The following is a 23285-nucleotide window of genomic DNA, read 5'->3' on the forward strand; positions in this document are numbered from 1 at the left end:
TTGCGATGCTTTCATGCTGCCAAAAAGTAGGAAGCCTCCCAATCTCTCGATTGGAAGGCTTCGCGGCGGTAGCTGCCTTTGCCCTTGTCCGGTCGTTCCTGGCGGCAGCGGAACAGGGGTTGGGCAACGATGGACTTGGCCTTGTTGGGGCCGTGCTTTTTCGGCTTTTTGCTCATGGCGGGCTTCCCGGTTTGGGTGGGGTTTCGGGGCGCACTGTAGGGCTTGGGCTGCGGGGGAGCCAATTGATTGTGTTTATGGCTGGGATCTTAGGGCCGCTTCGCGGCCCCGGCTATTCCGGAGGTAGCGCCAGGCGCTGGCCTGCCATCAACAGCGACAAGCGCGCAAGACCGGTCCAGGGCGAGCCCTCGGCCTGGCCCTTGATCTGCGCATCGATACGCTGGGCATCCTGCAGCAACTGTGCCCAGCGTCGCGCCGACAAGCGTTGCAGGGCTTTGCTGACCAGCGGTCGGCGTTTGTCCCAGATCGGCGGGCGGGCCTGGCTGAAGGCCTTGTCCAGCGGCACCCCCTGGCTGAACTGTTGGGCCAGCCCGGCCAGTTGGCGCAACTCGCGAGCCAGGGCCCAGAGGATCACTGGCGGTTCCACGCCTTCACCACGCAAGCCCTCGAGCATGCGCAGGGCATGTGCTGCTTCGCCATTGAGAATGGCGTCGACCAGGCCGAAGACATCGAAGCGGGCGCTGTCGGCGACGGCGGCCTGCACGGTTTCCACGGTGATCGGGTTGCCATCGGCGAGCAGCTTGAGCTTTTCGATTTCCTGCGCGGCGGCCAGCAGGTTGCCTTCCACGCGCGCAGCGATCAGGTCGACAGCGTCACGTTGCGCCGACAGGCCGGCTTGCTGCAGCCGCTGGTTGATCCACTGCGGCAGCTGGTGCACATCCACCGGCCAGATCTGGATGAACTGGCAGTGCGCACCCTCGATCAAGGCCTTGCCCCACTTGGTCTTCTGCGCACTGCCGTCCAGCTTGGGCAGGCTGACCAGCAGCAAGGTGTCTTCGGCAGGGTTGGCGCAGTATTCGATGAGCGCAGCGGCGCCTTTGTCACCGGGCTTGCCCGAGGGCAGGCGCAGTTCCAGCAGGCGGCGCTGGGCGAACAGCGACAGGCTGGCGCCAGCCTGGAGCAGGGTGCCCCAGTCGAAGTTGGCGTCTGCACTGAATACCTGGCGTTCGTCGAAGCCTTGCTGGCGTGCCGCGTTACGGATGGCGTCAGCGGCTTCCTGGCACAGCAGCGGGTCGTCGCCGCTGACCACGTAGACCGGTGCCAGGGCGCCTTGCAGGTGCTTGTTGAGTTGGGCGGGGGCGAGTTTCATGGGAAACAGGTGAGGCACCCGAGGGTGCCCCACGCGGGCTTAGTTGCCCGGCACTTCCAGCGGCGACTGCTGAGGCGTTTCGGCCTGCTGTCGGCGAGCGGCCTCCAGTGCGTCGGCTTCGGCCTTGGCACGCTCGTCGGCCTTGCGCTGCAGCTCGTCCAGCTGGGACGGGCTCAGCATCTGCAGGCGGACAACCATGGCGTTGACCAGGTCGCGGCGCATTTCTTCACGGGCGCGGTTGGCTTCCTGCTCGGAACCGGTGACGTTCGAGCCGTCACGCACGTAGATCTTGCGTACCTGCAGCTTGTCGCTCAGCAGCTCCAGGTTGTTCAGGCCCTGGATGCTGTAGCTCAGATCGGTGGTCAGCTCGTACTCGGCGGTACGGTTGCCGCTGTTGTAGGTTGCCGAGCGCTCGCGCTCCTGCTCGTTGGTCAGCACCAAGCGGTAAGGCGCGCCAGCATGCACGTTGACACCGCTCCGCTCTAGTACCTTGCGCAGCTCGACCACTGTCGGGCCGTAGGCATTGCGTGCACTGACATCCATTTCCTTCACACTCAGCTCGGTAGAGCCGGTGCCGCGCAGCTGGAAACCGCAGGCGCTGAGCATGACCGCCAGGCCGATTACCAGCAAATTGCGTTTGATCATGTTGTTGCTCCCTTGTGGGCCTGTTCCGCCCACCCGCAGCCACTGCGGGTGGGCGTTTTCATCAGTTGGCGACGATGTTGACCAGCTTGCCCGGTACCACGATGACCTTGCGGATGGTGAGGCCATCGATGAAGCGCAGGACATTCTCGTTGCTGCGGGCGGCGGCTTCGACTTCTTCGCGGCTGGCCGCGGCAGGCATCTCGACCTGGCCGCGCAGTTTACCGTTGACCTGAACCACCAGGGTAACGGTGTCCTGCACCAGTGCCTGTTCGTCGACGCTCGGCCAGGCGGCATCGATCACCGACCCTGCATGGCCGAGGTGCTGCCACAGCGCGTGAGAAATGTGCGGGGTGATCGGTGCCAGCAGCAGGGTGACGGCTTCCAGGCCTTCCTGCAGCAGGGCGCGGTCCTGTTCGCTGGCCTGAGGGGCCTTTTCCAGCACGTTCATCACGGTCATCACCTGGGCGATGGCAGTGTTGAACTTGTGGAACTGGCCTACATCGGTGCTGGCCTGCTTGATGGCTGCGTGGATGGCGCGGCGGATGACCTTCTGTGCGTCGTCCAGGGCAGCGATATCCAGCTTGCCCGGCAGGCCTTGGCTGACGTGAGCCTGGGCCAGGCGCCAGACACGGCGCAGGAAGCGGCTGGCACCCTCGACGCCGGAGTCGGACCACTCCAGGCTCATGTCGGGCGGCGAGGCGAACATCATGAACAGGCGGCAGGTGTCGGCGCCGTAGGCTTCGATCATCGATTGCGGATCGACGCCGTTGTTCTTCGACTTCGACATCTTCTCGGTGCCGCCGATTTCCACCGGCAGGCCGTCGGTCTTCAGGCGGGCGCCGATGATCTTGGCCTTGGCATCGCGCTCGATCTCGACATCGGCCGGGTTGAACCAGTCCTTGCCGCCATTGCTGGCCACGCGGTAGTAGGTTTCGGCGACCACCATGCCCTGGGTCAGCAGGTTCTTGAATGGCTCGTTCGAGGTGACGAGGCCTTCGTCGCGCATCAGCTTATGGAAGAAGCGCGCATACAGCAGGTGCAGGATCGCGTGTTCGATACCGCCGATGTACTGGTCTACCGGCAGCCAGTGGTTGGCGGCTTTCGGATCGACCAGGCCCTTGTCGTAGTTCGGCGAGGCATAACGGGCGAAGTACCAGGACGATTCGACGAAGGTGTCCATGGTGTCGGTTTCGCGCTTGGCTGCAGTACCGCATTTCGGGCAGCTGCATTCATAGAACTCAGGCATGCGCGCCAGTGGCGAACCGGCGCCGTCCGGCACCACGTTCTCGGGCAGGGTGACCGGCAGTTGGTCTTCCGGCACCGGCACGTCTCCGCAGGACGGACAGTGGATGATCGGGATCGGGCAGCCCCAGTAGCGCTGGCGGCTGATGCCCCAGTCGCGCAGGCGGAACTGGGTACGCGACTTGCCCAGTTCCTTGCGGATCAAGGCGGCTTCGATGGCGTCGAATGCACCGGCGAAGTCCAGGCCGTCGAACTCACCGGAGTTGATCAGCTGGCCGTGCTCGCCATAGGCGGCCTGCCATTCGTTGCCGACTTCATCACCAGCGCTGGTGCGCACCACGGCCTTGACCGGCAGCTTGTACTTGTGGGCGAACTCGAAGTCGCGCTCGTCGTGGGCCGGCACGGCCATTACCGCGCCATCGCCGTAGTGCATCAGCACGTAGTTGGCGACCCATACCGGCAGCTTCTCGCCGGTCAGCGGGTGCTCGACCAGCAGGGAAGTGGCCATGCCCTTCTTCTCCTGGGTGGCCATGTCGGCTTCGGCAACGCTGCCGCTCTTGCACTCGTCGATGAACGCCTGCAGCGCCGGGTTGCCCTGGGCAGCCTGGGTGGCCAGCGGGTGCTCGGCGGCAACGGCGACGTAAGTCGCGCCCATCAGTGTGTCCGGGCGGGTGGTGAAGACCTTCAAGGTGCCTTCGTGGCCGATGCTGGCCTGGTCGTACGGGAACTGTACTTCCATGCCGCGCGACTTGCCGATCCAGTTGCGCTGCATGGTCTTGACCTGCTCAGGCCAGCCCGGCAGCTCGTCGAGGCTTTCCAGCAGCTCGTCGGCGTAGTCGGTGATGCGGAAGTAGTACATCGGGATTTCGCGCTTCTCGATCAGCGCGCCCGAACGCCAGCCACGGCCGTCGATGACCTGCTCGTTGGCCAGTACGGTCTGGTCCGCCGGGTCCCAGTTCACGGTACCGTTCTTGCGGTAGATGATGCCTTTCTCGAACAGGCGGGTGAACAGCCACTGCTCCCAACGGTAGTAGTCGGGCTTGCAGGTGGTCACTTCACGTGCCCAGTCGATGGCCAGGCCCAGGCTCTTGAGCTGGGTCTTCATGTAATCAATGTTTTCGTAGGTCCACTTGGCCGGGGCGACGTTGTTTTTCATCGCCGCGTTTTCCGCGGGCATGCCGAAAGCGTCCCAGCCCATCGGCTGCAGGACGTTCTTGCCCAGCATGCGCTGGTAGCGGGCAATCACGTCGCCGATGGTGTAGTTGCGCACGTGGCCCATGTGTAGCTTGCCGCTCGGGTACGGGAACATCGATAGGCAATAGTAGGTGTCTTTGCCTGGCTGTTCGGTAACAGCGAACGATTGTTGCTCGTCCCAGAAGTTCTGGGCGGCGGCTTCGATATCACGGGGCGTGTATTGTTCGTGCATGGCTACTTTTGGCTGAGAGAGAAGAGACCTTGTTCCAGGCAGCGGAACCTCGCTGCAACCGGTACTCCGGTGTCGTTTAGAGTGAACGCCGTAGCATACAGCAGCGTTGCGTATCGTGGGAAACCTTCGTTGCGAATGCCCGCTGGTCGCGGCAGGCGGCTGCTTTTCATTGCGCCGCTAAGCTCAGGTGTGGGGGGAGATATTCTTTATCTTCAATGAGGTGAACGGATGGGAGAGACGCAGCTACCCGCAATCAAGCCGGAGCTTTACGAGCGCCTGATCGACCGGCTTGGCCTGGCACTGGAAGCGGCCAGGACCTCGGTGCGATTGCGTGACGAGATGCCAGCCGAGCTGGAATTGCGCGGCCTGAGCCACGCCGAGTTCGAAGTGATCAAGGCCTACCTGGATGCAATCCCGGAGCGCCCAAGTGCCTGTGCCGGCAGTTACCCACAAGCGGAGCCGACATCGGCCAAGATCATCTGGCTCAAGGACAAGAAACGCCCCGCCAATGCGGCGAGATCCAGGACGCTGCCACATCGCTAGCCGTTCAGGATGCCAGCCGCAGGCCATCGCGCGCCGGTTCTGCAATATCACACAACCACACAGCTCACGATTGGCGCCGGTCGCACCCTTGTTGACCGGCGTCGATCCTTTTAGGCTGCACCCCTGCCAAGGAGGTGTGGCCGATGCCGATCCGATTCTTCATCAAACAATGGCTGATGCCGCCCGGCATCCTGTTCCTGCTGCTGCTTGCGGCCTGGTGGCTGCGTGCGCGGCGGCCACGATTGGCGGCGCTGTGCTTTGCCGTGGGGCTTGGTGGGCTGTGGCTGATGAGCCTGCCGCTGGTGGTACAGGAAACCGCCCGTATGCTGGAAAGCGAGCCGCCGTTGGCCGTGGGCGACTGGGGCGCCCTGGCGAGCCGGGCGGATGCCATTGTAGTGCTAGGTGCGGGGCGTGAGCGCGGTGACCCGGCCTGGGGCGGTAGCGACCAGCCCACGGCCACGGCGCTGGAGCGTCTGCGCTTTGCCGCGCAGCTGGCCAAAGCATCGGGGTTGCCGGTGCTGACCAGCGGTGGGCTGCACTATGGCACGCCGCCGAGCGAGGCGCGGTTAATGGCGGATCGGCTGCAGGAGGACTTTGCGGTCGAGGTGAAGTGGCGCGAAGAGGCTAGCCGCACGACCTGGGAAAATGCCCAGCTCACGGCCAAGGTGCTGCAACCGTTGGGCATTCGTCGCGTAGTGGTGGTGACCCAGGCCTGGCACATGCAGCGCTCGCGCTGGAGCTTTGAGCAAGCGGGATTCGAGGTGGTGCCGGCGCCGGTGGGGTTCCTGGGGCGCGATCATGCGCGGCCGTTTGCCGGGCTGCTGCCGGAGAGCCGGGCGATGTGGCAGAGCGGGCAGCTGCTTAATGAAGTGGTGGGGTTGGTGGGGTATCGGCTCTTCTATTGAACCTTGTGCTGCCTGTGACGGCCTCTTCGCGGGCTTGCCCGCTCCCACAGAATTAGCGCAGCCTTCGAGGCGTGTGCAGTCCCTGTGGGAGCGGGCAAGCCCGCGAAGAGGCCTTCACAGGCAGCATCATCAGACGGTTTTGGCTATGCGCCCTGCCAGCAACGCCCAGCCCAGCAGCAGCACACAGACGATCGCCAGCGGCCACGAGCGCCATTTCAGGTATGGCGTCAATTGCTGCATCGGCACCACTTCGCCATACAGCACCGCCTGCTGGAATTGCGGCACTTGCGTGGTAATGCGGCCAAACGGGTCGATCAGGGCAGTCACGCCGTTGTTGGTGGCGCGGATCATCCAGCGGCCGGCTTCCAGTGCGCGCATCTGTGCCATCTGCAAGTGCTGCAAGGGGCCTATCGATTTGCCGAACCAGGTGTCGTTGCTGATGGTCAGCAGCAGGTCGCTGCGTGCGGCCAGGCCTGCGGCAAACTCGGGGTAGACCACTTCGTAGCAGATGTACGGCGCAACCTGATAGCCCTTGGCCTGCAACAGCGGCTGGTCTTCAGGCCCGCGAGCGAAGTCGGACATGGGCAGGTTGAAGAACTCGATCATGCCCCGCAGCATGTCCTGCAGCGGCACGTATTCGCCAAACGGCACCAGCTTCTGCTTGAGGTAGGTGCCATCGCCTTCACCGGTGACGGTAATGCCGTTGTAGTAGCGGCGCTGGTGATGCACCACTTCACGCACCGGCACGCCTGTGATCAGCGCCGAATGACGCTCGGCGGCGAAGCGGCCCATCACGTCGATGTAACCCTGGGCCTGGTCCTTGAGCACCGGCACCGCGGTTTCAGGCCAGACCAGCAGGTCCACAGGTTTGGAGCTGAAGCTCAGGTCACGGTACAGCGCCAGTTGCGCGTCGATGTGTGCCGGGTCCCATTTCAGGTCCTGCTCGACGTTACCCTGAATGGCTGCCACTTTCAGCGGGTCGCCTGCCGGTTTGGTCCAGGCATGGCCCTTGAGTGCCAGGCCCAGTGCCCACGGGGCCAGTAACAGCAGGCAGGCGACGGCCAGGAACGAGGGGCGGGTGCGCAGGCGGTGCAGGTTGCACAGCAGGGCTGCTGTAAGCGCCAGGGCGAAAGAAACCAGCCATACGCCGCCCAGCGGTGCCAGGCCGGCCAGCGGGCCGTCCAGCTGGCTGTAGCCGGCGTAGAGCCAGGGGAAGCCGGTCAGGAACCAGCCGCGGAAGGCCTCTTGCAGCAGCCACAGGGCGGCGAAGCACAGCGCGTCGGCCAGTGGCGCTTCATTGCGCCTCAGCCAGCGCGCCCACAGCCAGGTGGGCAGGGCAAAGAACCAGGCCAACGCAGCGAAGAACGCCAACAGCAGCAGGATCGCCAACAGCGGCGAGGCGCCGCCGTAGGTGTTCATGCTGACGTAGATCCACCAGGTGCCGGCGCCATACAGGCCGAAACCGAACCACCAGCCCCGCCACATGGCCTGGCGCGGGCTGAGCTCGCGCAGGCCGAGGTAGAGCACGGCGATGGACAATATGGCCAGCGGCCAGATGTCGAACGGCGCCAGGGCCAGAAGGGTGGAAGCACCGGCCGCCAGGGCCAGCAGGTTACCGGGCCAGCCGGGGCGGGTGATCCAACGCATGTTTGTCCTTAACGGGTGATCGGGGTCAGGCGCAGCAAGTGTATCCGCCGGCTGTCGGCGTTGAGAATACGGAACTTGTAAGACCCGATCTCGGTGGTTTCGTTGCGCTTGGGCAGGTGGCCAAAGGCGCTCATCACCAGGCCGCCGACCGTGTCGAACTCGTCATCGGAGAACTCGCTGTCGAAGAACTCGTTGAAGTTTTCGATCGGGGTAAGCGCCTTGACCAGGAAGTCACCGCTGGGCAGCGGCTTGATGTAGCTGTCTTCCTCGACGTCGTGCTCGTCCTCGATATCGCCGACAATCTGCTCCAGCACGTCCTCGATGGTCACCAGGCCTGCCACACCGCCATATTCGTCGATGACGATGGCCATATGGTTATGGTTGGCGCGGAATTCGCGCAGCAACACGTTCAGGCGTTTGGACTCGGGCACGAAAGTGGCCGGGCGCAACAGGTCCTTGATGTTGAAACTGTCGCCGTTCTCCTTGAGGATCAGCGGCAGCAGGTCTTTGGCGAGCAGGATCCCGAGCACATCGTCGTGGCTTTCGCCGATCACCGGGTAGCGCGAGTGCGCGGCGTCGATCACCGCTGGCAGAAACTCGCGAGGCGACTGGCCTGCCTTGATGCTGTTCATCTGCGAGCGCGGCACCATGATGTCGCGCACCTGCAGGTCGGCGACCTGGATGGCGCCTTCGACGATGGTCAGCGCTTCGCTGTCCAGCAGTTTGTTCTGATGGGCTTCGCGCAGCAACTCAAGGAGCTCCTGGCGGTTTTTCGGCTCATGGGCAAAAGCCTGGGTCAGTTTGCCCAGCCAGGACTTTTGCCCGTTGCTCGATCGATCTTCGCTCATGGCGGTTCTCGTGATCCTTCGTGTTTCAGTGTGTGATTGAGTCGGTTTCATCGTCGGCATACGGGTCGGGGTGACCCAGTTCTGCCAGCAATTCCCGTTCCAGGCCTTCCATTTCTTCGGCTTCCTCATCATCGATGTGGTCATAGCCGAGCAGATGCAGGCAACCGTGAATGACCAGGTGCGCCCAGTGGGCCTCCAGCGACTTGCCTTGTTCGGCCGCTTCGCGCTCGACCACTGCTACACAGATCACCAGGTCGCCCAGCAACGGGATATCGAGCAGGTCGTCGGGTACATCGGCCGGGAACGACAGCACATTGGTCGCGTAATCTTTATGCCGGTAGGTGTGGTTCAGCTCACGGCCTTCGGCGTCCTCGACCAGGCGAATGGTCATTTCCGAGTCGGCGCTGCGCTGGCGCAGGGCCAGTTCGCACCAGCGGCGGAAGGCGGCGTCATCCGGGGCGGCAGCGTCCGTGGCCCGTTGGATATCAAGTTCAAGCATTTTTGCCGGGCGCCTCGGGCTTGGCCTGGTGGGCTTCGAAGCGGTCGTAGGCTTCGACAATACGCTGCACCAGTGGGTGACGAACCACATCTTTGGGCTGGAAGTGGGTAAAGCTGATGCCTGGAACGTCCTTCAGCACCTCGATGACGTGTGCCAGGCCCGACTTGGTGCCGCGTGGCAGGTCGACCTGGGTGATGTCACCGGTGATCACCGCCGTGGAGCCGAAACCGATGCGGGTGAGGAACATTTTCATCTGTTCCAGCGTGGTGTTCTGGCTTTCGTCGAGGATGATGAAGCTGTTGTTCAGGGTGCGGCCACGCATGTAGGCCAGCGGGGCGATCTCGATCACCTGGCGCTCTATCAGCTTGGCCACGTGCTCGAAACCGAGCATTTCGTACAGGGCGTCGTACAGCGGGCGCAGGTACGGGTCAATCTTCTGCGCCAGGTCACCGGGCAGGAAGCCAAGCTTTTCGCCTGCCTCGACCGCCGGGCGCACCAGCAGGATGCGGCGCACCTGTTCGCGTTCCAGCGCATCCACCGCGCAGGCGACGGCAAGGTAGGTCTTGCCGGTACCGGCCGGGCCGATGCCGAAGTTGATGTCGTTGGCCAGGATTTCCTTCACGTAGCGCTGCTGGTTGAGCCCGCGTGGGCGGATGTTGCCCTTGCGCGTACGCAGCGACACGCTGACTTCGTTCACGGCCGGGTTGTCGATGTTCTCGACAGCCGACTCCTGAAGGTACAGGTGCACGGTTTCCGGCGACAGGTCGGTTGCCTTGGTCTCGCGGTAGAGACGGCGCAGCAACTGTTCGGCCGCAGAGGTGGTCTTGGGTTCGCCGATCAGTTCGAACTGATTGCCGCGGTTGCGGATTTCGATGGCCAAGCGCTGTTCGATCAGGCGCAAGTGCTCGTCGAACTGCCCGCACAGGTTGGCGAAACGGTGGGCCTCGAAGGGCTCGAGGATGAAACGATGGGGTTCTATGGGTGCGTTCAAGGTCGTTTTTAGCCGCTCGACGGCAATGGGTGTGAACTCAAGAATAACCCTTGAATGCCAGTGGCGAAAGCACTGAAACGTTCAACGGTATGTACTGCCTGTTCTGGCCTCTTCGCGGGTGAACCCGCTCCCACAGGTTGGGCGCATGACCTGTGGGAGCGGGTTCACCCGCGAAGAGGCCGGAGCAGGTATCATGCCTGCCTTTTCTTACGCATGTGTTATCCCTCCCATCATGAGCAAACGCGAACCTGCCATCTATAAAGTGATCTTCCTCAACCAGGGGCAGGTCTTCGAGATGTATGCCAAGCAGATCTACCAGAGCGACCTGTGGGGCTTCCTGGAAATCGAGGAGTTCGTGTTCGGCGAGCGCTCGCAGCTGGTGGTAGACCCGAGCGAGGAGAAGCTCAAGAGCCAGTTCGAGGGGGTGATCCGCAGTTTCGTGCCGATGCACTCGATCGTGCGAATCGACGAAGTCGAGCGCCTGGGCACGGCAAAGATCAGCGAAGCCAAGGGCGGCGGCAATGTGATGCCGTTCCCGATGCCAATGCCGGAAAAGTAACCGTCAGGGGAGCGGCGAGAACGGCGTGCGCCCTTCGGCGTTCTGCAGTTCCAGCAGGTATTTGCGGAAAATCTGGCCGAGCACCTGGGTGGCATGCTCCAGCTCGTCGCGGGGCATTTGCTCGGTCACTTCGTCGGCCATGTCCAATGCATCTTCGGCACCGTTGACCGCGGCCATCTTCAGCAGGATGTAGGCCTGCACGTTGTTGGCCTTGACCCCTTCGCCATGGAAGAACATCGCACCCAGACGGTACTGGGCGTCGGCCTGGCCTTGCAGCGAAGCCTTCTGGAACCAGTCCAGGGCTTTGTCGAGGTTTTTCGGCGTTTGCGTGTAGTAGTACTCGCCCAGTTCGAATTGCGCCTGGGCATCCCCCGCGGTAGCCGTCTGCTCGCAGGCCTTGAGGGCGTTTGCCAGGTCTTCAGGCTGAACATTCAAGGTGCAGCGGCCCGTCGCCGGAATCAGCAACGAGTTACCGCCCTCCGCCAAGGCCAGCAGGGGCTGAAGAAGCAACAGGCAGCCCAGGGTCAGGGCGCGGCCGGTGCGGTTCATGGGGATCGACTTACCTCTGCAAAGCTGCGGCCAATGTCTCTGGTGGCACATTATGGGATAAGCAGCGCCAACCTTACAAAGTTTTACTCGAATTTCTGCTTGGTTGGGGAAGTCAGCTGATTGTGCATGCGTAATTATTACCTGTACCGGCCTCTTCGCGGGGCAAGCCCGCTCCCACAGAGGCCGGTGCAGGCTGGCAATTACTTCAATGCAGCAAAGGCCTTTTCAGCTGCATCCAGGGTGATCTGCAGCTCCTTGTCGCCGTGGGCGATGGAGGTGAAGCCCGCCTCGAACGCGCTCGGTGCCAGGTACACGCCGCCTTCCAGCATCAGGTGGAAGAAGCGCTTGAAGCGTTCGGCATCGCTGCTCATCACGTCTTCGAACGTGACGATGTCGTCGGCGCCGCTGAAGTACAGGCCGAACATGGCGCCGGCCTGGGTGGTGACGAACGGTACGCCAGCGGCATCGGCACGTTGTTGCAGGCCATCAAGCATGCGGCTGGTGTAGTCGGTCAGCTCGGCGTGGAAGCCCGGGCGGCTGATCAGCTTCAGGGTGGTCAGGCCGGCGGCCATGGCCAGCGGGTTGCCCGACAGGGTGCCGGCCTGGTAGACCGGGCCGAGCGGGGCGATGCAGCCCATGATTTCGCGTTTGCCGCCGAAGCAGCCGACCGGCATGCCGCCACCGACGATCTTGCCGAAGGTGGACAGGTCCGGCTTGATGCCATAGTGGCCTTGGGCGCCGCCCAGGGAGACGCGGAAGCCTGTCATCACTTCGTCGAAGATCAGTACCACGCCGTGTTTGTCGCACTGCTCGCGCAGGCCTTCAAGGAAGCCCGGCGCTGGGGGGACGCAGTTCATGTTGCCGGCCACGGGCTCGACAATGATGCAGGCCACGGTCTGGCCGACCTCGGCCAGGGTTTTTTCGACCGCGGCAATGTCGTTGAACGGCAAGGTGAGGGTGTGCTTTGCAAAGTCTGCCGGCACGCCGGCCGAGCTTGGCACGCCTTGGGTCAGCAGGCCGGAACCGGCTTTTACCAGCAGGCTGTCGGAATGGCCGTGGTAGCAGCCTTCGAACTTGATGATGGCGTCACGGCCGGTGTAGCCACGGGCCAGGCGGATGGCGCTCATGGTGGCTTCGGTGCCCGAGCTCACCATGCGGACCATTTCCATGGATGGTACCAGCGAGCAGACCAGGTCGGCCATGTCGGTTTCCATGGCGGTGGGTGCGCCATAGGACAGGCCGTGTTCCAGTTGCTTGCGTACCGAGTCCAGCACGTCCGGGTGGCCGTGGCCAAGGATCATCGGGCCCCAGGAGCCGACGTAGTCGACGTAGCGCTTGTCGTCCTCGTCAACGACGTAGGCGCCTTCGGCATGCTTGAAGAACAGTGGCGTGCCGCCAACGCTCTTGAAGGCGCGGACCGGCGAGTTGACCCCGCCTGGGATGTGCTTCTGGGCTTTGGCGAACAGGTCTTCGGAACGGGACATGAAAGGTTCTCTCGAAATCAGGATGCGAACAAGGCGTTGAAGGCGCGGGCGCGGCGGGTGACTTCTTGCGCGCTGTCGGCACCGAACAGGCCATGGATCACCGCCAGCAGGTCGGCACCGTGGGCGACCAGCGGGGCGGCGTTGTCGAGGGTGATGCCGCCGATCACGGCAATCGGCAGTTTCACCTGGGCACGCGCCTGCTCCAGCAGTTCAACGTTGGCGGCGGGCGCGCCCGGCTTGGTAACGGAATTGAAGAAGCGGCCAAAGGCGACGTAGCTGGCGCCTTCACTGGCGGCCTGGGCGGCCAGCTCGAGGCTGGCGTGGCAGGTGGAGCCGATGACCGCCCGGCGGCCGAGCAGGGCGCGGGTCGGGGTCAGCGGGCCGTCAGTCTGGCCCAGGTGTACGCCAACGCCCAGGCGCGCGGCCAGTTCGGCGTCATCGTTGATGAGCAGCTGGGTGCCGTAGCGCTCGCAGAGCTTCATCAGCCCTTCGGCTTCACGCAGGCGGCGCGCCGCGTCGTCACTTTTGTCGCGGTACTGCAGCAGGCACACGCCGCCTTCCAGGGCCGCTTCGACATGGGACAGGAAACGGCCAGCGAGCAGCTGGCTGTCGGTGATTGCGTACAGACCGCGTAGCTTCATCGAAGGCCTCGTATCAGGAGCAGAAGTCCAGGGGCAGGCGGCGCGGCACGAACTGGCCCCTGCCCAGCTGTTCGGCGTCACGCAGGGTGCGCCAGGTGTAGTCCAGGGCGCTGCGCACGGCGCTTTCCAGCTGCTCGCCGAGCGCCAGGCGGCCAGCCAGGGCGCTGGCCAGGGTGCAGCCCGAACCGTGGTAGCTGCCCGGCAGGCGCTGGCAGGTCCAGGTGTGGTGCTGACCGTCCTGGGTGTACAGGCGGTTGTGAATTTCGTCTTCGTCGCCGTGACCGCCGGTAATCAGCAGGTGTCTACAGAACGGCAGCAGCTTTTCGGCACATTCGTCGGCGGTGCCTTCAGGCAGTTCGGCGAGGATGCGGGCTTCGGGCAGGTTCGGCGTGGCGATGGTCGCCAGCGGCAGCAGGCGTTCGCGCACGGCGTAGCCGACTTCGTCCTTGCCCAGGCGGCCACCGCCGCCGGCACGCAGCACCGGGTCGCAGACCAGCGGCAGGTGCGGGTGGGCGGCCAGCAGTTCGGCGACGGTGTCGACCATTTCGATCGAACCGAGCATGCCCAGTTTGACTGCGGCCACCGTGGAGTCGGCCAGTACGGCATTGGCCTGGGCCAGTACCCACTCGCGGTCGAGCACGCGGAAGTCGGAAACGTTGACGGTATCCTGCACGGTCAGGGCGGTCACTGCGGGTGCAGCGTGACAGCCTTGCGCGATCAGGGCTTCGATATCTGCCTGCAGGCCGGCGCCGCCACTAGGGTCGTGGCCGGAGAGACAGAGGACAACGGGGCGGGAGCTGTAGGTATTCATGGTCGGCGAGCTTACCACCAAACCTGTTTGGGCGGATCGTCCGACAAACGCGTTTTACTGATCGATTGGTCAGATTTTTGATTGGTGTTCTTCTGAAAGTATTGATTTAGAGCCTTTTCTTCGGTTTTTGAGATGGCCGATTGCCAGGTTGCGAAGCTATGCTAGAGTGCTCGGATAACTCGACAAACGGGTGCTGCCGGATCACGTCGTCTCAAACGGATGGGAGGCTAACGCGACGCGACTGGACAGGCCATGCTGGGGCTGTATGCGCTATTTGCTGATTGTGCTTTTGGGCTTGCTGCCCGTGCTGGCCGGAGCGGTCGATTTCGACGACGCTACCCGGCATCTTCCATTGGGCAAAGCCATGCAGGTTTACGAAGACCTCGATGGCAGTGCCAGCATCGCCCAGGTGAGTGCCCCCGGGTTCGCCAAATACTTCAAACCTCACCACGAAGACGTGCTGAATGCCGGTTACTCCACCTCGGTGTTCTGGCTCAAGGTCGAGCTGCGCCCGGTTGGCGCGCCCAGCGCTGCCCCACGGCAATGGCTGCTTGAGCTGGCCTATCCGCCGCTGGACCACCTCGAACTGTACCTGTCCGACGGCAGGGGTGGCTTTCACCTGGCCCAGCGCACCGGCGATGCCTTGCCCTACGACAGCCGCCAGATCCGGCAGAACAACTACCTGTTCGAATTGCAGCTGCCGCCTGGGCAGGTAACCACCGCCTATCTGCGCCTGCACAGCCAGGGCTCGGTGCAGGCGCCGCTGGCGCTTTGGTCCCCCGAGGCCTACATGGAGGAGCAGCCCACCCGCTTGTATGTGCTGGGAATGATCTACGGCGTGTTGCTGGTGATGCTGGTGTACAACCTGTTCATCTACCTCAGCGTGCGTGACGTCAGCTACCTCTACTACATCCTCTATATTGCCTCGTTCGGTTTGTACCAGGTGTCGGTGAACGGTGCGGGCGTGGCCTACTTCTGGCCCGACAGCCCTTGGTGGGCGAACGCCTCGACGCCGCTGTTCATTGGTGCAGCAGGCCTGTTCGGCTGCCAGTTCGCCCGGCATTTCCTGCAACTGGGCAACATCAGTCGTGGCTTCGACCGGCTGCTGCAGCTACTGATGCTGGGCGGTGCGCTGGTCATGGTGCTGGCGGTGAGCATGCCCTACGGCATTGCCCTGCGCATGGCCACGCTGCTGGCATTACTGTTCACCGTCAGCATCTTCAGCGCTGGCTTGTACGCCTGGTGGCGGGGCTTGCGCGTGGCGCGCTGGTTCATCATCGCCTGGACGGCGTTCCTGCTTGGCGGCCTGGTCAACACCTTGATGGTGCTGGGCTATCTGCCAAATGTATTCATCACCATGTATGCCAGCCAGTTGGGTTCAGCGCTGGAGGTGGCATTGCTGTCGCTGGCGCTGGCGGACCGCATCAACAGCCTGCGTGAGCAGCAGGCGCAGACCTTGCGCGAGACCGGGCGCACGCTGGAGCAACTCAACCTGCAGTTGGCCAGGAGCAACCGCCTGAAAGACGAGTTCCTGGCCAGCGTGACCCATGAGCTGCGCACCCCGATGAATGGCGTGATCGGCTCGCTGGAGCTGATGCACACCCTGCCGATGGACGCCGAAATGGCCCAATACCACCGCACGGCGGTGGGGTCGGCGCAAGGCATGATGGATATGGTCGACGCCATTCTCACCCTGTCCGAACTGCAGGCCGGCCGCCTGCGTGCGCAGCCGACGCCGTTCAGTCTGCGTGCGCTGCTGCAGGGCTTGCGCGCTGGTTATGCAGGGCAGGCCCTGCGCAAAGGCTTGTACCTGAGCCTGGACATACCGGCCGACCTGCCGGACGGGCTGCTGGGTGACGGGCAGAAACTGGCCCAGTGCCTGGGCTGCCTGGTGGACAACGGTTTGAAGTTCACCCATCAGGGCGGGGTGATGATCCAGGTGCGCGGCCGCCGGTTGGGGCCGGGCGACCTGGCCTTGACCTTTACCGTCAGTGATAGCGGGATCGGCTTCGATGACCTGGAGCAGTCGACCCTCTATCAGCGGTTCTTCCAGGTCGACGGTTCGATGACCCGGCGGTATGGCGGTTTGGGGATTGGTTTGTCGATCTGCCGGCAGATGGGGGAGTTGCTGGGGGCGCGGTTGGCGCATGAGTCAACGCGCGGGTTGGGGAGCCGGTTTGAGTTGAGTTTGAACATGGCGATTTCGCAGGTGCAGATGACTCCGAATATCCAACAGACGAGGCGTTCGCTGTAGGTTTTTATTGGGGCTGCTTTGCAGCCCTTCGCGGGCACGCCCGCTCCCACAAGGATCGCGCACAGCTTGGGCTGAGCACAAAACCAGTGGGAGCGGGCGTGCCTGCGAAGGGCCGCAAAGCGGCCCCAAGAGATTCATTGGCTACGATGATTTCAGACTCTTCCTACGGCTCGGGGCTGGCAACTCCACCCTCCTGCGAAATACCCTACAACCTCTGTCGACACGCATCTGATTGTTCCTGCAAATCCCGCCCTCTAGGCTTTGCCTGTCGCTGACGGTTCAGCGATCGGGTGTGGAAACCTGGCAGTACATATGGTGCTTGTTGTCATGACAGCTGTACGCGGGAGGCTTTCGCCTACCGGGTTTGCCATATGCCTGGATTTCCACTCCGTGTGCAGCTGTCACCCCAACGTGTGGAAACTGACGGGTGGCACATAACGATATGGTGCCCAATCGATGACCGACGAAACCAAAACCACCCCAGGCGTAACCTATTTCTACCAAGGCGAAGGCCAAACCCATCCTCTGTTCCGCATAGCCGAAGGCATCCCCTGCCGCAGCGCCCGCGAGCAGGCCTCCGAGTTGATGGGCTATGCACGGGACTTGTCGCTGACCGGTTTGATGGATGGCGACCAGCAAATGATGTGGGCATCGCATTACTTCGCAGCCATGGCCAAGGCGCTGCTGGATGATGCCGAGCTGGGCTTGATGCGCTGACTTTTGTATTGGCTGTACCGGCCCCTTCGCGGGTAAACCCGCGAATTAGCTGTGCGCTCAGCTTTTTCTGAAACATGTTTGTGTCTCATTTGATCAGCTTCATTAGGTAATATGCCGCTACCCAGGCAATGCCAACAGTATTTAGCGAAGATGCAATGAGTATTTTTCTTCTTAAATACCTGGGGAATTGTAAGTGGTCTTGCTCATCCAATAGCCCAAGGCGAATGCTGGAGGCGGGGGATCCAATGGCACCGGCGATTACAGAAATAACTAGAATTCTGGAACCAATTCTTTGCTCTCCCCACATGCCGGTCGCAAATGGAAGGCACGCGCTACGTTGGAGTGCTGAGGTCATTTCTTTATATTGGCGAGAACAGGCGATGTGAAGGTCAGCTACAAGCCCGATTAAAGCGAGGCAGATAGGAGCGCCTAACAGAAATAATCTTATTTTTACGTCAAGGTGATCAATCATCTCCAAAGACCTCGAAGACTAGTTCGCCTAGCTCCTCGCCTGCTTCCATACCACCGATGCTGCCGGCCAAGGCGCCTCCACCAGTGATCACTATTCCACATGCAACGGCGTAGGGTCCGACTCTCCAGCAAACCTTCGCAGAAATCCTGCCCGCGAGTTTTCCTGCCAACCAGCCACCCGCTAAGCCACCGGAAAAATTACCTGCCTCAGTAACGCTGACTTTTTTACAGGCATGTGTGTTGCCCTCTTTGCACACCTCAGAAATTTTCATAGCAGCTCCGCTACCGCCGATAGCAGTGCCAATACGCCCTCCGGTTTTTAAATATTTAGCCATTTTGGCCAGCTTGTCCAAATGTGTCGAGTAACCAGGGATGTGGCTCGGCGCCCCTGCTTTACTCCAGTGGTGTACTAAGCTTCTTGACGATATACCTAAATCCCGGCGGAGGTTTTCATGATTTCCAAGGTTGAGGCGTTTGTTTAAAAGGGTGGCTTTTAAGTTTGCACTCAGTTGCGTGAACAGTTTTTGACGTTCCGCAAAGAACTCAGGGTGCCTAAGGTGCCCATGCTTGATGAATTGATCTTTATGCAGGTCTTCAATTTTTCGCAGTATGTCGCTGAGTTCATCCAGCGACTTGCCAACCATCGCCTCACTTACCCCCATCGCCAGGCTCACATCGCTGAGCAACCCGGCAATCTCGGCCTGATGGCGCATCATGAACTCGGCCTCTTCTGGCGTCAGGCTCGCCAACGCTTCCCGCGCCTGTTTCGCCGCACTCATTGCAGTCAGTTCTTCACGCGTACACACCGGCCGCTGCAACCCGTCGCCAATGACAAAGATCTCACCTGCCTTGAACCCACGCTGATAGGTCGGGTTCAGTCGTTCCAGAATCGAGCTAGGCAGGTTGGCCTGCGGCGCGCCGAGTTCTGCCAAGACTTCCTGATACGTCATGCAGCGCGGAACGATGTAGAAGCCAGGCTCCATGCCCTGCGCTGTTTTTGAGGGCTGATGTGCCCCAGGTTGATAGCTGCTGCTTACTTGGTTACTCGCTTGGGCCTGTGGTGGTGCCTCATGAACAGGCTCAGGTGCAGGCGCCCTGCGCGGCGGCGCAGGTGCATATCCACTTGCAACCAGGCGATTGCTGCCCGATGGGCACCCGCATTGCACCAGCGCACCATCCAGAGCAGTGGGTATGTCGTCCTGCCGCCAACGAGATTCGCCCTCGATGATGGTGCCCGCTTGTCCACAGAGCGGGCAGGGTGTGGTCGGGTCGCCTTGAAGAAGCCAGTTGCGGCCATGCACGCGGCCCCTGGCCCGGCTGGCAATACAAACAGCGCCTGTGGTGGTTTGGTCGCCCTCAAGGCCCTGGTATCGGCCGAAGATGTTCATGCGCATGCTCATGGCTTGCCTCTTTTTTGAGGATGAAAGCCAGGAACCTAGCAGCCTGTAGACGGGTATTTTCGGAGCAGGGGGGCTTTAGGAAGCGTCCTACAGGGGATAGAGAATTGGACTACAAGCCTTGCTGGGTGGCACCGCCTGTCAGCCCTGATGCATTCCCAAGGCATGCGCCACCCCCACCACACGTTTAGTCATTAATGCCTCTTTGACTCCCCGGCAAGCAGTGCTTCACTGGGTCTCTCAAGCCTACCCGGATCCAGGAGCCCCCCGATGAACCTGCACCAGTACGCTGAAACCCACGAAGTCACCAACCAGCCACCGTCCCTCGACGGCGCCAACCTGTACCGCCTCGACCTGCCATTGCAGGAGTGGTCACGGCGTTTCGGCGCGGGCTGGGCCGAGTCGCGGATCGATGCCTATGGCGCCCTGGCGGGGGGGCCGCTGATGCAGGCAGGTTTCCTGGCCAACGCGCACAAGCCGGAGTTCATCAGCCACGACCGCTACGGCCATCGCATCGACCTGGTCGAGTTCCACCCGGCCTACCACCAGCTGATGCGCACCGCCGTCGAGCACGGTCTGCCTTCCTTGCCTTGGGCCGAACCCCGCGCTGGCGCCCATGTGGCACGGGCTTCGATGACCTACCTGCACAGCCAGGCCGAAGCCGGTACCGGCTGCCCGCTGACCATGACCTTCGCCGCCGTGCCGGCGCTACGCCTTCAGCCCGAACTGGCCGAGTACTGGCTGCCGAAAATCCTGGCCTGCGAATATGACCCGCGCAACGTCGGCGACCGGCACAAGGCCGGGGTCACCCTGGGCATGGCCATGACCGAGAAGCAGGGCGGCACCGATGTGCGCGCCAATACCACGCGGGCGTATCCGGTGGGCGCACCTGGCCCGGGGCAGCCGTACGAGCTGGTCGGGCACAAGTGGTTCTGCTCGGCGCCGATGTGTGATGCATTCCTGACGCTGGCGCAAACCGAAAAAGGCCTGAGCTGCTTCCTGCTGCCGCGCCACCGCCCGGACGACAATCGCAACCAGTTCTATATCCAGCGCCTGAAGAACAAGCTGGGCAACAGCTCCAACGCCTCCAGCGAAGTGGAGTTCCGTGGTGCGCTGGCGTGGATGATTGGTGAAGAAGGGCGGGGTGTGCCGACCATCATCGAGATGGTCGCCATGACCCGTTTCGACTGCATGGTGGGCTCCAGCGCCCTGATGCGTCAGGCGCTGACCCAGGCGACCCACCACTGTGCGTACCGCAAGGTCGGCGGGCGGGTGTTGAACGAGCAGCCGCTGATGCAGAACGTGTTGGCCGACCTGGCCCTGGAGAGCGAGGCTGCACTGGCCCTGAGCCTGCGCATGGGGCAAGCGCTGGAGCAACTGGACGACCCGCAGCAGGCGCATTTCGCCCGGTTGGTCACGGCGGTGGGCAAGTACTGGATCTGCAAGCGCGCGCCGGCCATGATCAACGAGGCCGCCGAATGCCTGGGCGGTGCGGGTTATGTCGAAGACAGCATCCTGCCGCGACTGTACCGCGAGGCGCCGGTCAATTCGACCTGGGAAGGCTCTGGCAACGTACAGTGCCTGGATGTGCTGCGGGCCTTGTCCAAAGAGCCGGGCGTGCTCGATGCGCTGTTCACCGAATTGGGCGATGGGCATGGGGATCCGCGCCTGGCGGCGCATATCGGCAACCTCAAGGGGGCATTTGTCGACACCGGCGACATACAGTACCGCGCGCGGCAGCTGACCGAGGATATCGCCCTGGCGCTTCAGGCCAAACTGTTGCTGGAGGCGGGCAATGCGGTGGTCAGTGACGCGTTCATCGGTAGCCGGCTGACGGGTGGTGGACGGGTGTATGGGGCGCTGCCTCGGGGTGCCGATGTGCAGGCACTGGTGAGCAGGGCAACACCTGCCTGGCCGAGTTGAGCTGGCTTTGAAGGGCTCACCGCCGGCAAGCCAGCTGCCACAGGTCATGCACAAGGTTCGATGCCGGTGGAGTACTTGTGGCAGCTGGCTTGCCGGCGATGAGGCCGGTACTGACCGCCGGGGATGTAATTGCCACGAAACGCAGGCAAGATGGCCCACATGCATGTCCAGACAGGAAGCACAGTGTGAGCCACGCTTTTGTAGTCGTTGATACCCCCGAACAGGCCGTCGACCGTCTGGCGGCCCTGCATGAACAGGCCACGGGGGCCCTTAGCCAGGCCCTCAAGCGATACCTGAAGGACCGTACCGAGCCGGGCGCCGACGAGCGCGACCTGTTCCGTTACCCGGCACTGCGCCTGACCTACTACAGCCACGGTGAGGTTGCCGCCACCACGCGGGCCTATGCCAAGGTCCAGGTGGCCGGCACTTACAGCGTCACCGTCACCCAGCCCGCCGCGTTTCGCGGCTACCTGCTGGAGCAACTGCGCCCACTGATGCACGACTACACCGTCACGGTAGAAGTGGGCATCAGCGAGCAGAACATTCCCTACCCTTATGTGGTTGACCAGGGTGACGAACTGGCCGGCAGCGGTATTACCGCCGCGCAGCTGGCACGGGTATTCCCCAGCACCGACCTGTCGGCCGCCACCGACAACATCGCCGATGGCCTTTACGACTGGGACCGTGCCGAAATTTTCCCACTGGCGCTGTTCGACGCCGCGCGCGTCGACTTTTCGCTGCGCCGCCTGGTGCACTACACCGGCAGTGACTGGCGCCATGTGCAGCCGTGGATCCTGCTGACCAACTACCACCGTTATGTCGACCAGTTCATCAGCCACGGTCTTGAGCAACTTCGCGACGACCCGCGCTTCGTGCGCATGGTGCTGCCGGGCAACGTGATCATCGAAAAAGCCATGGACCATGGTGAAACCCAGGCCCTGGTCGCCAGCGTGATCTGGCACCGCTACCAGATGCCGGCCTACCACCTGATCGCCGCCGATGGCGACGGCGTGACCTTGGTCAACATTGGTGTCGGCCCATCCAACGCCAAGAACATCACCGACCACTTGGCCGTGCTGCGCCCGCACTGCTGGCTGATGATCGGCCACTGCGGCGGTTTGCGGCAGTCGCAAACCATTGGCGACTACGTGCTGGCCCACGCCTATATGCGCCGTGACGGCATTCTTGACCGGGTAGTGCCGCCGAACATCCCGATTCCCGCCCTGGCCGAGGTGCAGATGGCCTTGCAGGAGGCTGCCGCGCAGGTCACCGGTGAGCGTGGCGAACAGCTGAAAAAGCGCCTGCGCACCGGTACCGTGCTGACTTACGACGACCGTAACTGGGAGCTGCGCTGGGCGCAGGAGCGTCCGCTCATCAACTTGTCGCGCGCTGTGGCGGTGGACATGGAAAGCGGCACCATTGCCGCCCAGGGTTATCGATTGCGCGTGCCGTACGGCACCTTGCTGTGTGTGTCCGACAAGCCGCTGCACAGCGAGATAAAGCTGCCAGGTTCGGCCAACGCCTTCTACAACCGGGCGGTCAGCCAGCACCTGAAGATCGGCATTGCGGCCCTCGACCTGTTGCGCACCGAGCTCAACTCGCTGCACTCGCGTAAACTGCGCAGCTTCGATGAGCCGCCGTTCCGCTGAGGATCCATGTCACTGCCACCCCGTAACAAGCCGCGCCGTCCCCAGGCGCGGCCTGCCGCCGGCCCGCGTCGCCAGCCCAAGGCGCCACCGGTCGAGCCGCGCCTGATCCTGTTCAACAAACCGTTCGACGTGCTGACCCAGTTCAGCGACGGCGAAGGGCGCGCGACCCTCAAGGACTTCATCGACATCGCAGGCGTGTACCCGGCCGGCCGGCTGGACCGTGACAGTGAAGGCTTGCTGTTGCTGACCAACGATGGCGGGCTGCAGGCGCGTATTGCCGACCCCAGGCACAAGCTGGCCAAGACTTACTGGGTGCAGGTGGAGGGGGAACCGAGCGACGAGCAGTTGCAGCGTTTGCGTAATGGCGTGGAGCTGAACGATGGGCCGACCTTGCCGGCCGAGGCACGGCGCCTGGAGGAACCCGAACTGTGGCCACGCAACCCCCCGGTGCGCTTTCGCAAGAGCGTGCCGACCAGCTGGCTGGAACTGGTGATCCGGGAGGGGCGTAACCGGCAGGTACGGCGGATGACGGCGGCGGTTGGGCTACCGACCTTGCGCCTGGTGCGGGTGCGGATCGGGGATTGGGCGCTGGATGGGCTGGAGCAGGGTTGCTGGCGCGAAGTAGTTCCGAAGCTACAGCGATAAGGGGGGCCGCTTTGCGGCCCATCGCGACACAAGGCCGCTGTGACAGGTACAGGGCCAGCCTCAGGCATGTGTATTCCCTGTTGGAGCGGGCTCGCGTCGCGAAAGGAGCGCA

At 62.8% G+C, this 23285-nt stretch carries 22 protein-coding genes; 8 read left to right on the top strand and 14 right to left on the bottom strand.

The annotated features are described in order from the left end of the window. Window positions 1-11 precede the first annotated feature (11 nt). The 4 genes from arfA to leuS form a co-directional block, all read right to left on the bottom strand. Window positions 12-176, bottom strand: coding sequence for an alternative ribosome rescue factor ArfA (gene arfA / locus CKW35_RS17420; RefSeq protein WP_016489355.1), 165 nt, complete (start codon window positions 174-176; stop codon window positions 12-14). A 113-nt stretch (window positions 177-289) separates the two neighbouring features. Next, the gene (holA, locus tag CKW35_RS17425) at window positions 290-1327 is read right to left on the bottom strand and encodes a DNA polymerase III subunit delta (protein WP_016489354.1); all 1038 of its coding nucleotides are present in this window, start codon (window positions 1325-1327) and stop codon (window positions 290-292) included. A 39-nt stretch (window positions 1328-1366) separates the two neighbouring features. Further along, complete coding sequence (gene lptE, locus CKW35_RS17430) at window positions 1367-1972, bottom strand: LPS assembly lipoprotein LptE (protein WP_016489353.1); 606 nt, start codon at window positions 1970-1972, stop codon at window positions 1367-1369. Window positions 1973-2033: 61 nt separating this feature from the next. Continuing rightward, window positions 2034-4640, bottom strand: a complete 2607-nt coding sequence (gene leuS / locus CKW35_RS17435; protein ID WP_016489352.1) for a leucine--tRNA ligase — start codon at window positions 4638-4640, stop codon at window positions 2034-2036. Between the two features lie 228 nt (window positions 4641-4868). Between leuS and CKW35_RS17440 the strand changes: the two genes are divergently transcribed. Then, window positions 4869-5183 carry a hypothetical protein gene (locus tag CKW35_RS17440; protein ID WP_016489351.1) on the top strand — a complete coding sequence of 105 codons (315 nt, stop codon included), beginning with the start codon at window positions 4869-4871 and terminating at the stop codon, window positions 5181-5183. Between the two features lie 143 nt (window positions 5184-5326). Then, on the top strand, window positions 5327-6088 hold the full coding sequence (locus CKW35_RS17445) for a YdcF family protein (RefSeq protein ID WP_095116493.1): 762 nt from the start codon (window positions 5327-5329) through the stop codon (window positions 6086-6088). A gap of 129 nt (window positions 6089-6217) precedes the next feature. Here the strand turns inward: CKW35_RS17445 and lnt are convergent, their stop codons facing one another. Genes lnt through CKW35_RS17465 form a run of 4 tightly spaced genes read right to left on the bottom strand, consistent with a single transcriptional unit; the run spans window position 6218 to window position 10073 of the window. Further along, complete coding sequence (lnt, locus tag CKW35_RS17450; protein WP_016489349.1) at window positions 6218-7735, bottom strand: apolipoprotein N-acyltransferase; 1518 nt, start codon at window positions 7733-7735, stop codon at window positions 6218-6220. 8 nt (window positions 7736-7743) lie between these two features. After that, window positions 7744-8583, bottom strand: coding sequence for an HlyC/CorC family transporter (locus CKW35_RS17455; RefSeq protein WP_003249762.1), 840 nt, complete (start codon window positions 8581-8583; stop codon window positions 7744-7746). Window positions 8584-8608: 25 nt separating this feature from the next. Beyond that, the gene (ybeY, locus tag CKW35_RS17460) at window positions 8609-9082 is read right to left on the bottom strand and encodes an rRNA maturation RNase YbeY (protein WP_023048414.1); all 474 of its coding nucleotides are present in this window, start codon (window positions 9080-9082) and stop codon (window positions 8609-8611) included. Continuing rightward, the gene (locus CKW35_RS17465; RefSeq protein WP_016489347.1) at window positions 9075-10073 is read right to left on the bottom strand and encodes a PhoH family protein; all 999 of its coding nucleotides are present in this window, start codon (window positions 10071-10073) and stop codon (window positions 9075-9077) included. The genes ybeY and CKW35_RS17465 overlap by 8 nt, the downstream gene beginning before the upstream one ends. A 232-nt stretch (window positions 10074-10305) precedes the next feature. Here CKW35_RS17465 and CKW35_RS17470 point away from each other — a divergent pair, with 232 nt between their 5' ends. Beyond that, window positions 10306-10632: a DUF1820 family protein gene (locus CKW35_RS17470; protein WP_016489346.1), complete on the top strand. Its 327-nt coding sequence runs from the start codon at window positions 10306-10308 to the stop codon at window positions 10630-10632. Between the two features lie 3 nt (window positions 10633-10635). Here the strand turns inward: CKW35_RS17470 and CKW35_RS17475 are convergent, their stop codons facing one another. From CKW35_RS17475 to CKW35_RS17490, 4 genes are all read right to left on the bottom strand, one after another. Then, on the bottom strand, window positions 10636-11181 hold the full coding sequence (locus tag CKW35_RS17475; RefSeq protein WP_016489345.1) for a tetratricopeptide repeat protein: 546 nt from the start codon (window positions 11179-11181) through the stop codon (window positions 10636-10638). A gap of 200 nt (window positions 11182-11381) precedes the next feature. Next, window positions 11382-12665, bottom strand: a complete 1284-nt coding sequence (gene hemL, locus CKW35_RS17480) for a glutamate-1-semialdehyde 2,1-aminomutase (RefSeq protein WP_016489344.1) — start codon at window positions 12663-12665, stop codon at window positions 11382-11384. Between the two features lie 17 nt (window positions 12666-12682). Continuing rightward, a complete protein-coding gene (gene thiE / locus CKW35_RS17485) occupies window positions 12683-13306 on the bottom strand; it encodes a thiamine phosphate synthase (RefSeq protein WP_095116495.1) in 624 nt (207 codons plus the stop codon). Between the two features lie 13 nt (window positions 13307-13319). Continuing rightward, window positions 13320-14117 (bottom strand): hydroxymethylpyrimidine/phosphomethylpyrimidine kinase, encoded by a 798-nt coding sequence (locus CKW35_RS17490; RefSeq protein WP_016489342.1) that lies wholly within the window; start codon window positions 14115-14117, stop codon window positions 13320-13322. A gap of 265 nt (window positions 14118-14382) precedes the next feature. Here CKW35_RS17490 and CKW35_RS17495 point away from each other — a divergent pair, with 265 nt between their 5' ends. Then, complete coding sequence (locus CKW35_RS17495) at window positions 14383-16371, top strand: hybrid sensor histidine kinase/response regulator (protein WP_060518548.1); 1989 nt, start codon at window positions 14383-14385, stop codon at window positions 16369-16371. Window positions 16372-16827: 456 nt separating this feature from the next. Further along, window positions 16828-17088 (top strand): DUF3077 domain-containing protein, encoded by a 261-nt coding sequence (locus CKW35_RS17500; RefSeq protein WP_016501785.1) that lies wholly within the window; start codon window positions 16828-16830, stop codon window positions 17086-17088. Between the two features lie 85 nt (window positions 17089-17173). On the opposite strand, the gene CKW35_RS17505 is transcribed toward CKW35_RS17500, so the two are convergent. After that, window positions 17174-17560, bottom strand: a complete 387-nt coding sequence (locus CKW35_RS17505; RefSeq protein ID WP_082422026.1) for a hypothetical protein — start codon at window positions 17558-17560, stop codon at window positions 17174-17176. Continuing rightward, a complete protein-coding gene (locus CKW35_RS17510; RefSeq protein ID WP_095116497.1) occupies window positions 17553-18959 on the bottom strand; it encodes a PAAR domain-containing protein in 1407 nt (468 codons plus the stop codon). The genes CKW35_RS17505 and CKW35_RS17510 overlap by 8 nt, the downstream gene beginning before the upstream one ends. 267 nt (window positions 18960-19226) lie before the next feature. On the opposite strand from CKW35_RS17510, the gene CKW35_RS17515 reads away from it, so the two are divergent. The 3 genes from CKW35_RS17515 to CKW35_RS17525 all read left to right on the top strand — a co-directional run bounded on the left by CKW35_RS17515 (window position 19227) and on the right by CKW35_RS17525 (window position 23173). Then, window positions 19227-20879 (top strand): acyl-CoA dehydrogenase family protein, encoded by a 1653-nt coding sequence (locus CKW35_RS17515; RefSeq protein WP_016489334.1) that lies wholly within the window; start codon window positions 19227-19229, stop codon window positions 20877-20879. Between the two features lie 185 nt (window positions 20880-21064). Then, a complete protein-coding gene (gene amn / locus CKW35_RS17520; protein ID WP_016489333.1) occupies window positions 21065-22528 on the top strand; it encodes an AMP nucleosidase in 1464 nt (487 codons plus the stop codon). A 6-nt stretch (window positions 22529-22534) separates the two neighbouring features. Then, window positions 22535-23173 carry a pseudouridine synthase gene (locus CKW35_RS17525; protein WP_095116499.1) on the top strand — a complete coding sequence of 213 codons (639 nt, stop codon included), beginning with the start codon at window positions 22535-22537 and terminating at the stop codon, window positions 23171-23173. Window positions 23174-23285: the final 112 nt, after the last annotated feature.

The organism is Pseudomonas sp. Irchel 3F3 (genome assembly GCF_900187545.1).
GTDB classification, from domain to species: Bacteria; Pseudomonadota; Gammaproteobacteria; order Pseudomonadales; family Pseudomonadaceae; genus Aquipseudomonas; species Aquipseudomonas fortuita.

Bases quoted from the DNA above. Each gene is read 5' to 3' on its own strand.
- CKW35_RS17500 (WP_016501785.1), top strand. From the start codon at position 16,828: ATGACCGACGAAACCAAAACCACCCCAGGCGTAACCTATTTCTACCAA.
- CKW35_RS17505 (WP_082422026.1), bottom strand. From the start codon at position 17,560: ATGATTGATCACCTTGACGTAAAAATAAGATTATTTCTGTTAGGCGCT.
- CKW35_RS17510 (WP_095116497.1), bottom strand. From the start codon at position 18,959: ATGAGCATGCGCATGAACATCTTCGGCCGATACCAGGGCCTTGAGGGC.
- CKW35_RS17470 (WP_016489346.1), top strand. From the start codon at position 10,306: ATGAGCAAACGCGAACCTGCCATCTATAAAGTGATCTTCCTCAACCAG.
- ybeY (WP_023048414.1), bottom strand. From the start codon at position 9,082: ATGCTTGAACTTGATATCCAACGGGCCACGGACGCTGCCGCCCCGGAT.
- CKW35_RS17455 (WP_003249762.1), bottom strand. From the start codon at position 8,583: ATGAGCGAAGATCGATCGAGCAACGGGCAAAAGTCCTGGCTGGGCAAA.
- leuS (WP_016489352.1), bottom strand. From the start codon at position 4,640: ATGCACGAACAATACACGCCCCGTGATATCGAAGCCGCCGCCCAGAAC.
- CKW35_RS17495 (WP_060518548.1), top strand. From the start codon at position 14,383: ATGCGCTATTTGCTGATTGTGCTTTTGGGCTTGCTGCCCGTGCTGGCC.
- CKW35_RS17525 (WP_095116499.1), top strand. From the start codon at position 22,535: ATGTCACTGCCACCCCGTAACAAGCCGCGCCGTCCCCAGGCGCGGCCT.
- CKW35_RS17490 (WP_016489342.1), bottom strand. From the start codon at position 14,117: ATGAATACCTACAGCTCCCGCCCCGTTGTCCTCTGTCTCTCCGGCCAC.
- CKW35_RS17440 (WP_016489351.1), top strand. From the start codon at position 4,869: ATGGGAGAGACGCAGCTACCCGCAATCAAGCCGGAGCTTTACGAGCGC.
- holA (WP_016489354.1), bottom strand. From the start codon at position 1,327: ATGAAACTCGCCCCCGCCCAACTCAACAAGCACCTGCAAGGCGCCCTG.
- CKW35_RS17475 (WP_016489345.1), bottom strand. From the start codon at position 11,181: ATGAACCGCACCGGCCGCGCCCTGACCCTGGGCTGCCTGTTGCTTCTT.
- lptE (WP_016489353.1), bottom strand. From the start codon at position 1,972: ATGATCAAACGCAATTTGCTGGTAATCGGCCTGGCGGTCATGCTCAGC.
- thiE (WP_095116495.1), bottom strand. From the start codon at position 13,306: ATGAAGCTACGCGGTCTGTACGCAATCACCGACAGCCAGCTGCTCGCT.
- lnt (WP_016489349.1), bottom strand. From the start codon at position 7,735: ATGCGTTGGATCACCCGCCCCGGCTGGCCCGGTAACCTGCTGGCCCTG.
- CKW35_RS17445 (WP_095116493.1), top strand. From the start codon at position 5,327: ATGCCGATCCGATTCTTCATCAAACAATGGCTGATGCCGCCCGGCATC.
- arfA (WP_016489355.1), bottom strand. From the start codon at position 176: ATGAGCAAAAAGCCGAAAAAGCACGGCCCCAACAAGGCCAAGTCCATC.
- hemL (WP_016489344.1), bottom strand. From the start codon at position 12,665: ATGTCCCGTTCCGAAGACCTGTTCGCCAAAGCCCAGAAGCACATCCCA.
- CKW35_RS17515 (WP_016489334.1), top strand. From the start codon at position 19,227: ATGAACCTGCACCAGTACGCTGAAACCCACGAAGTCACCAACCAGCCA.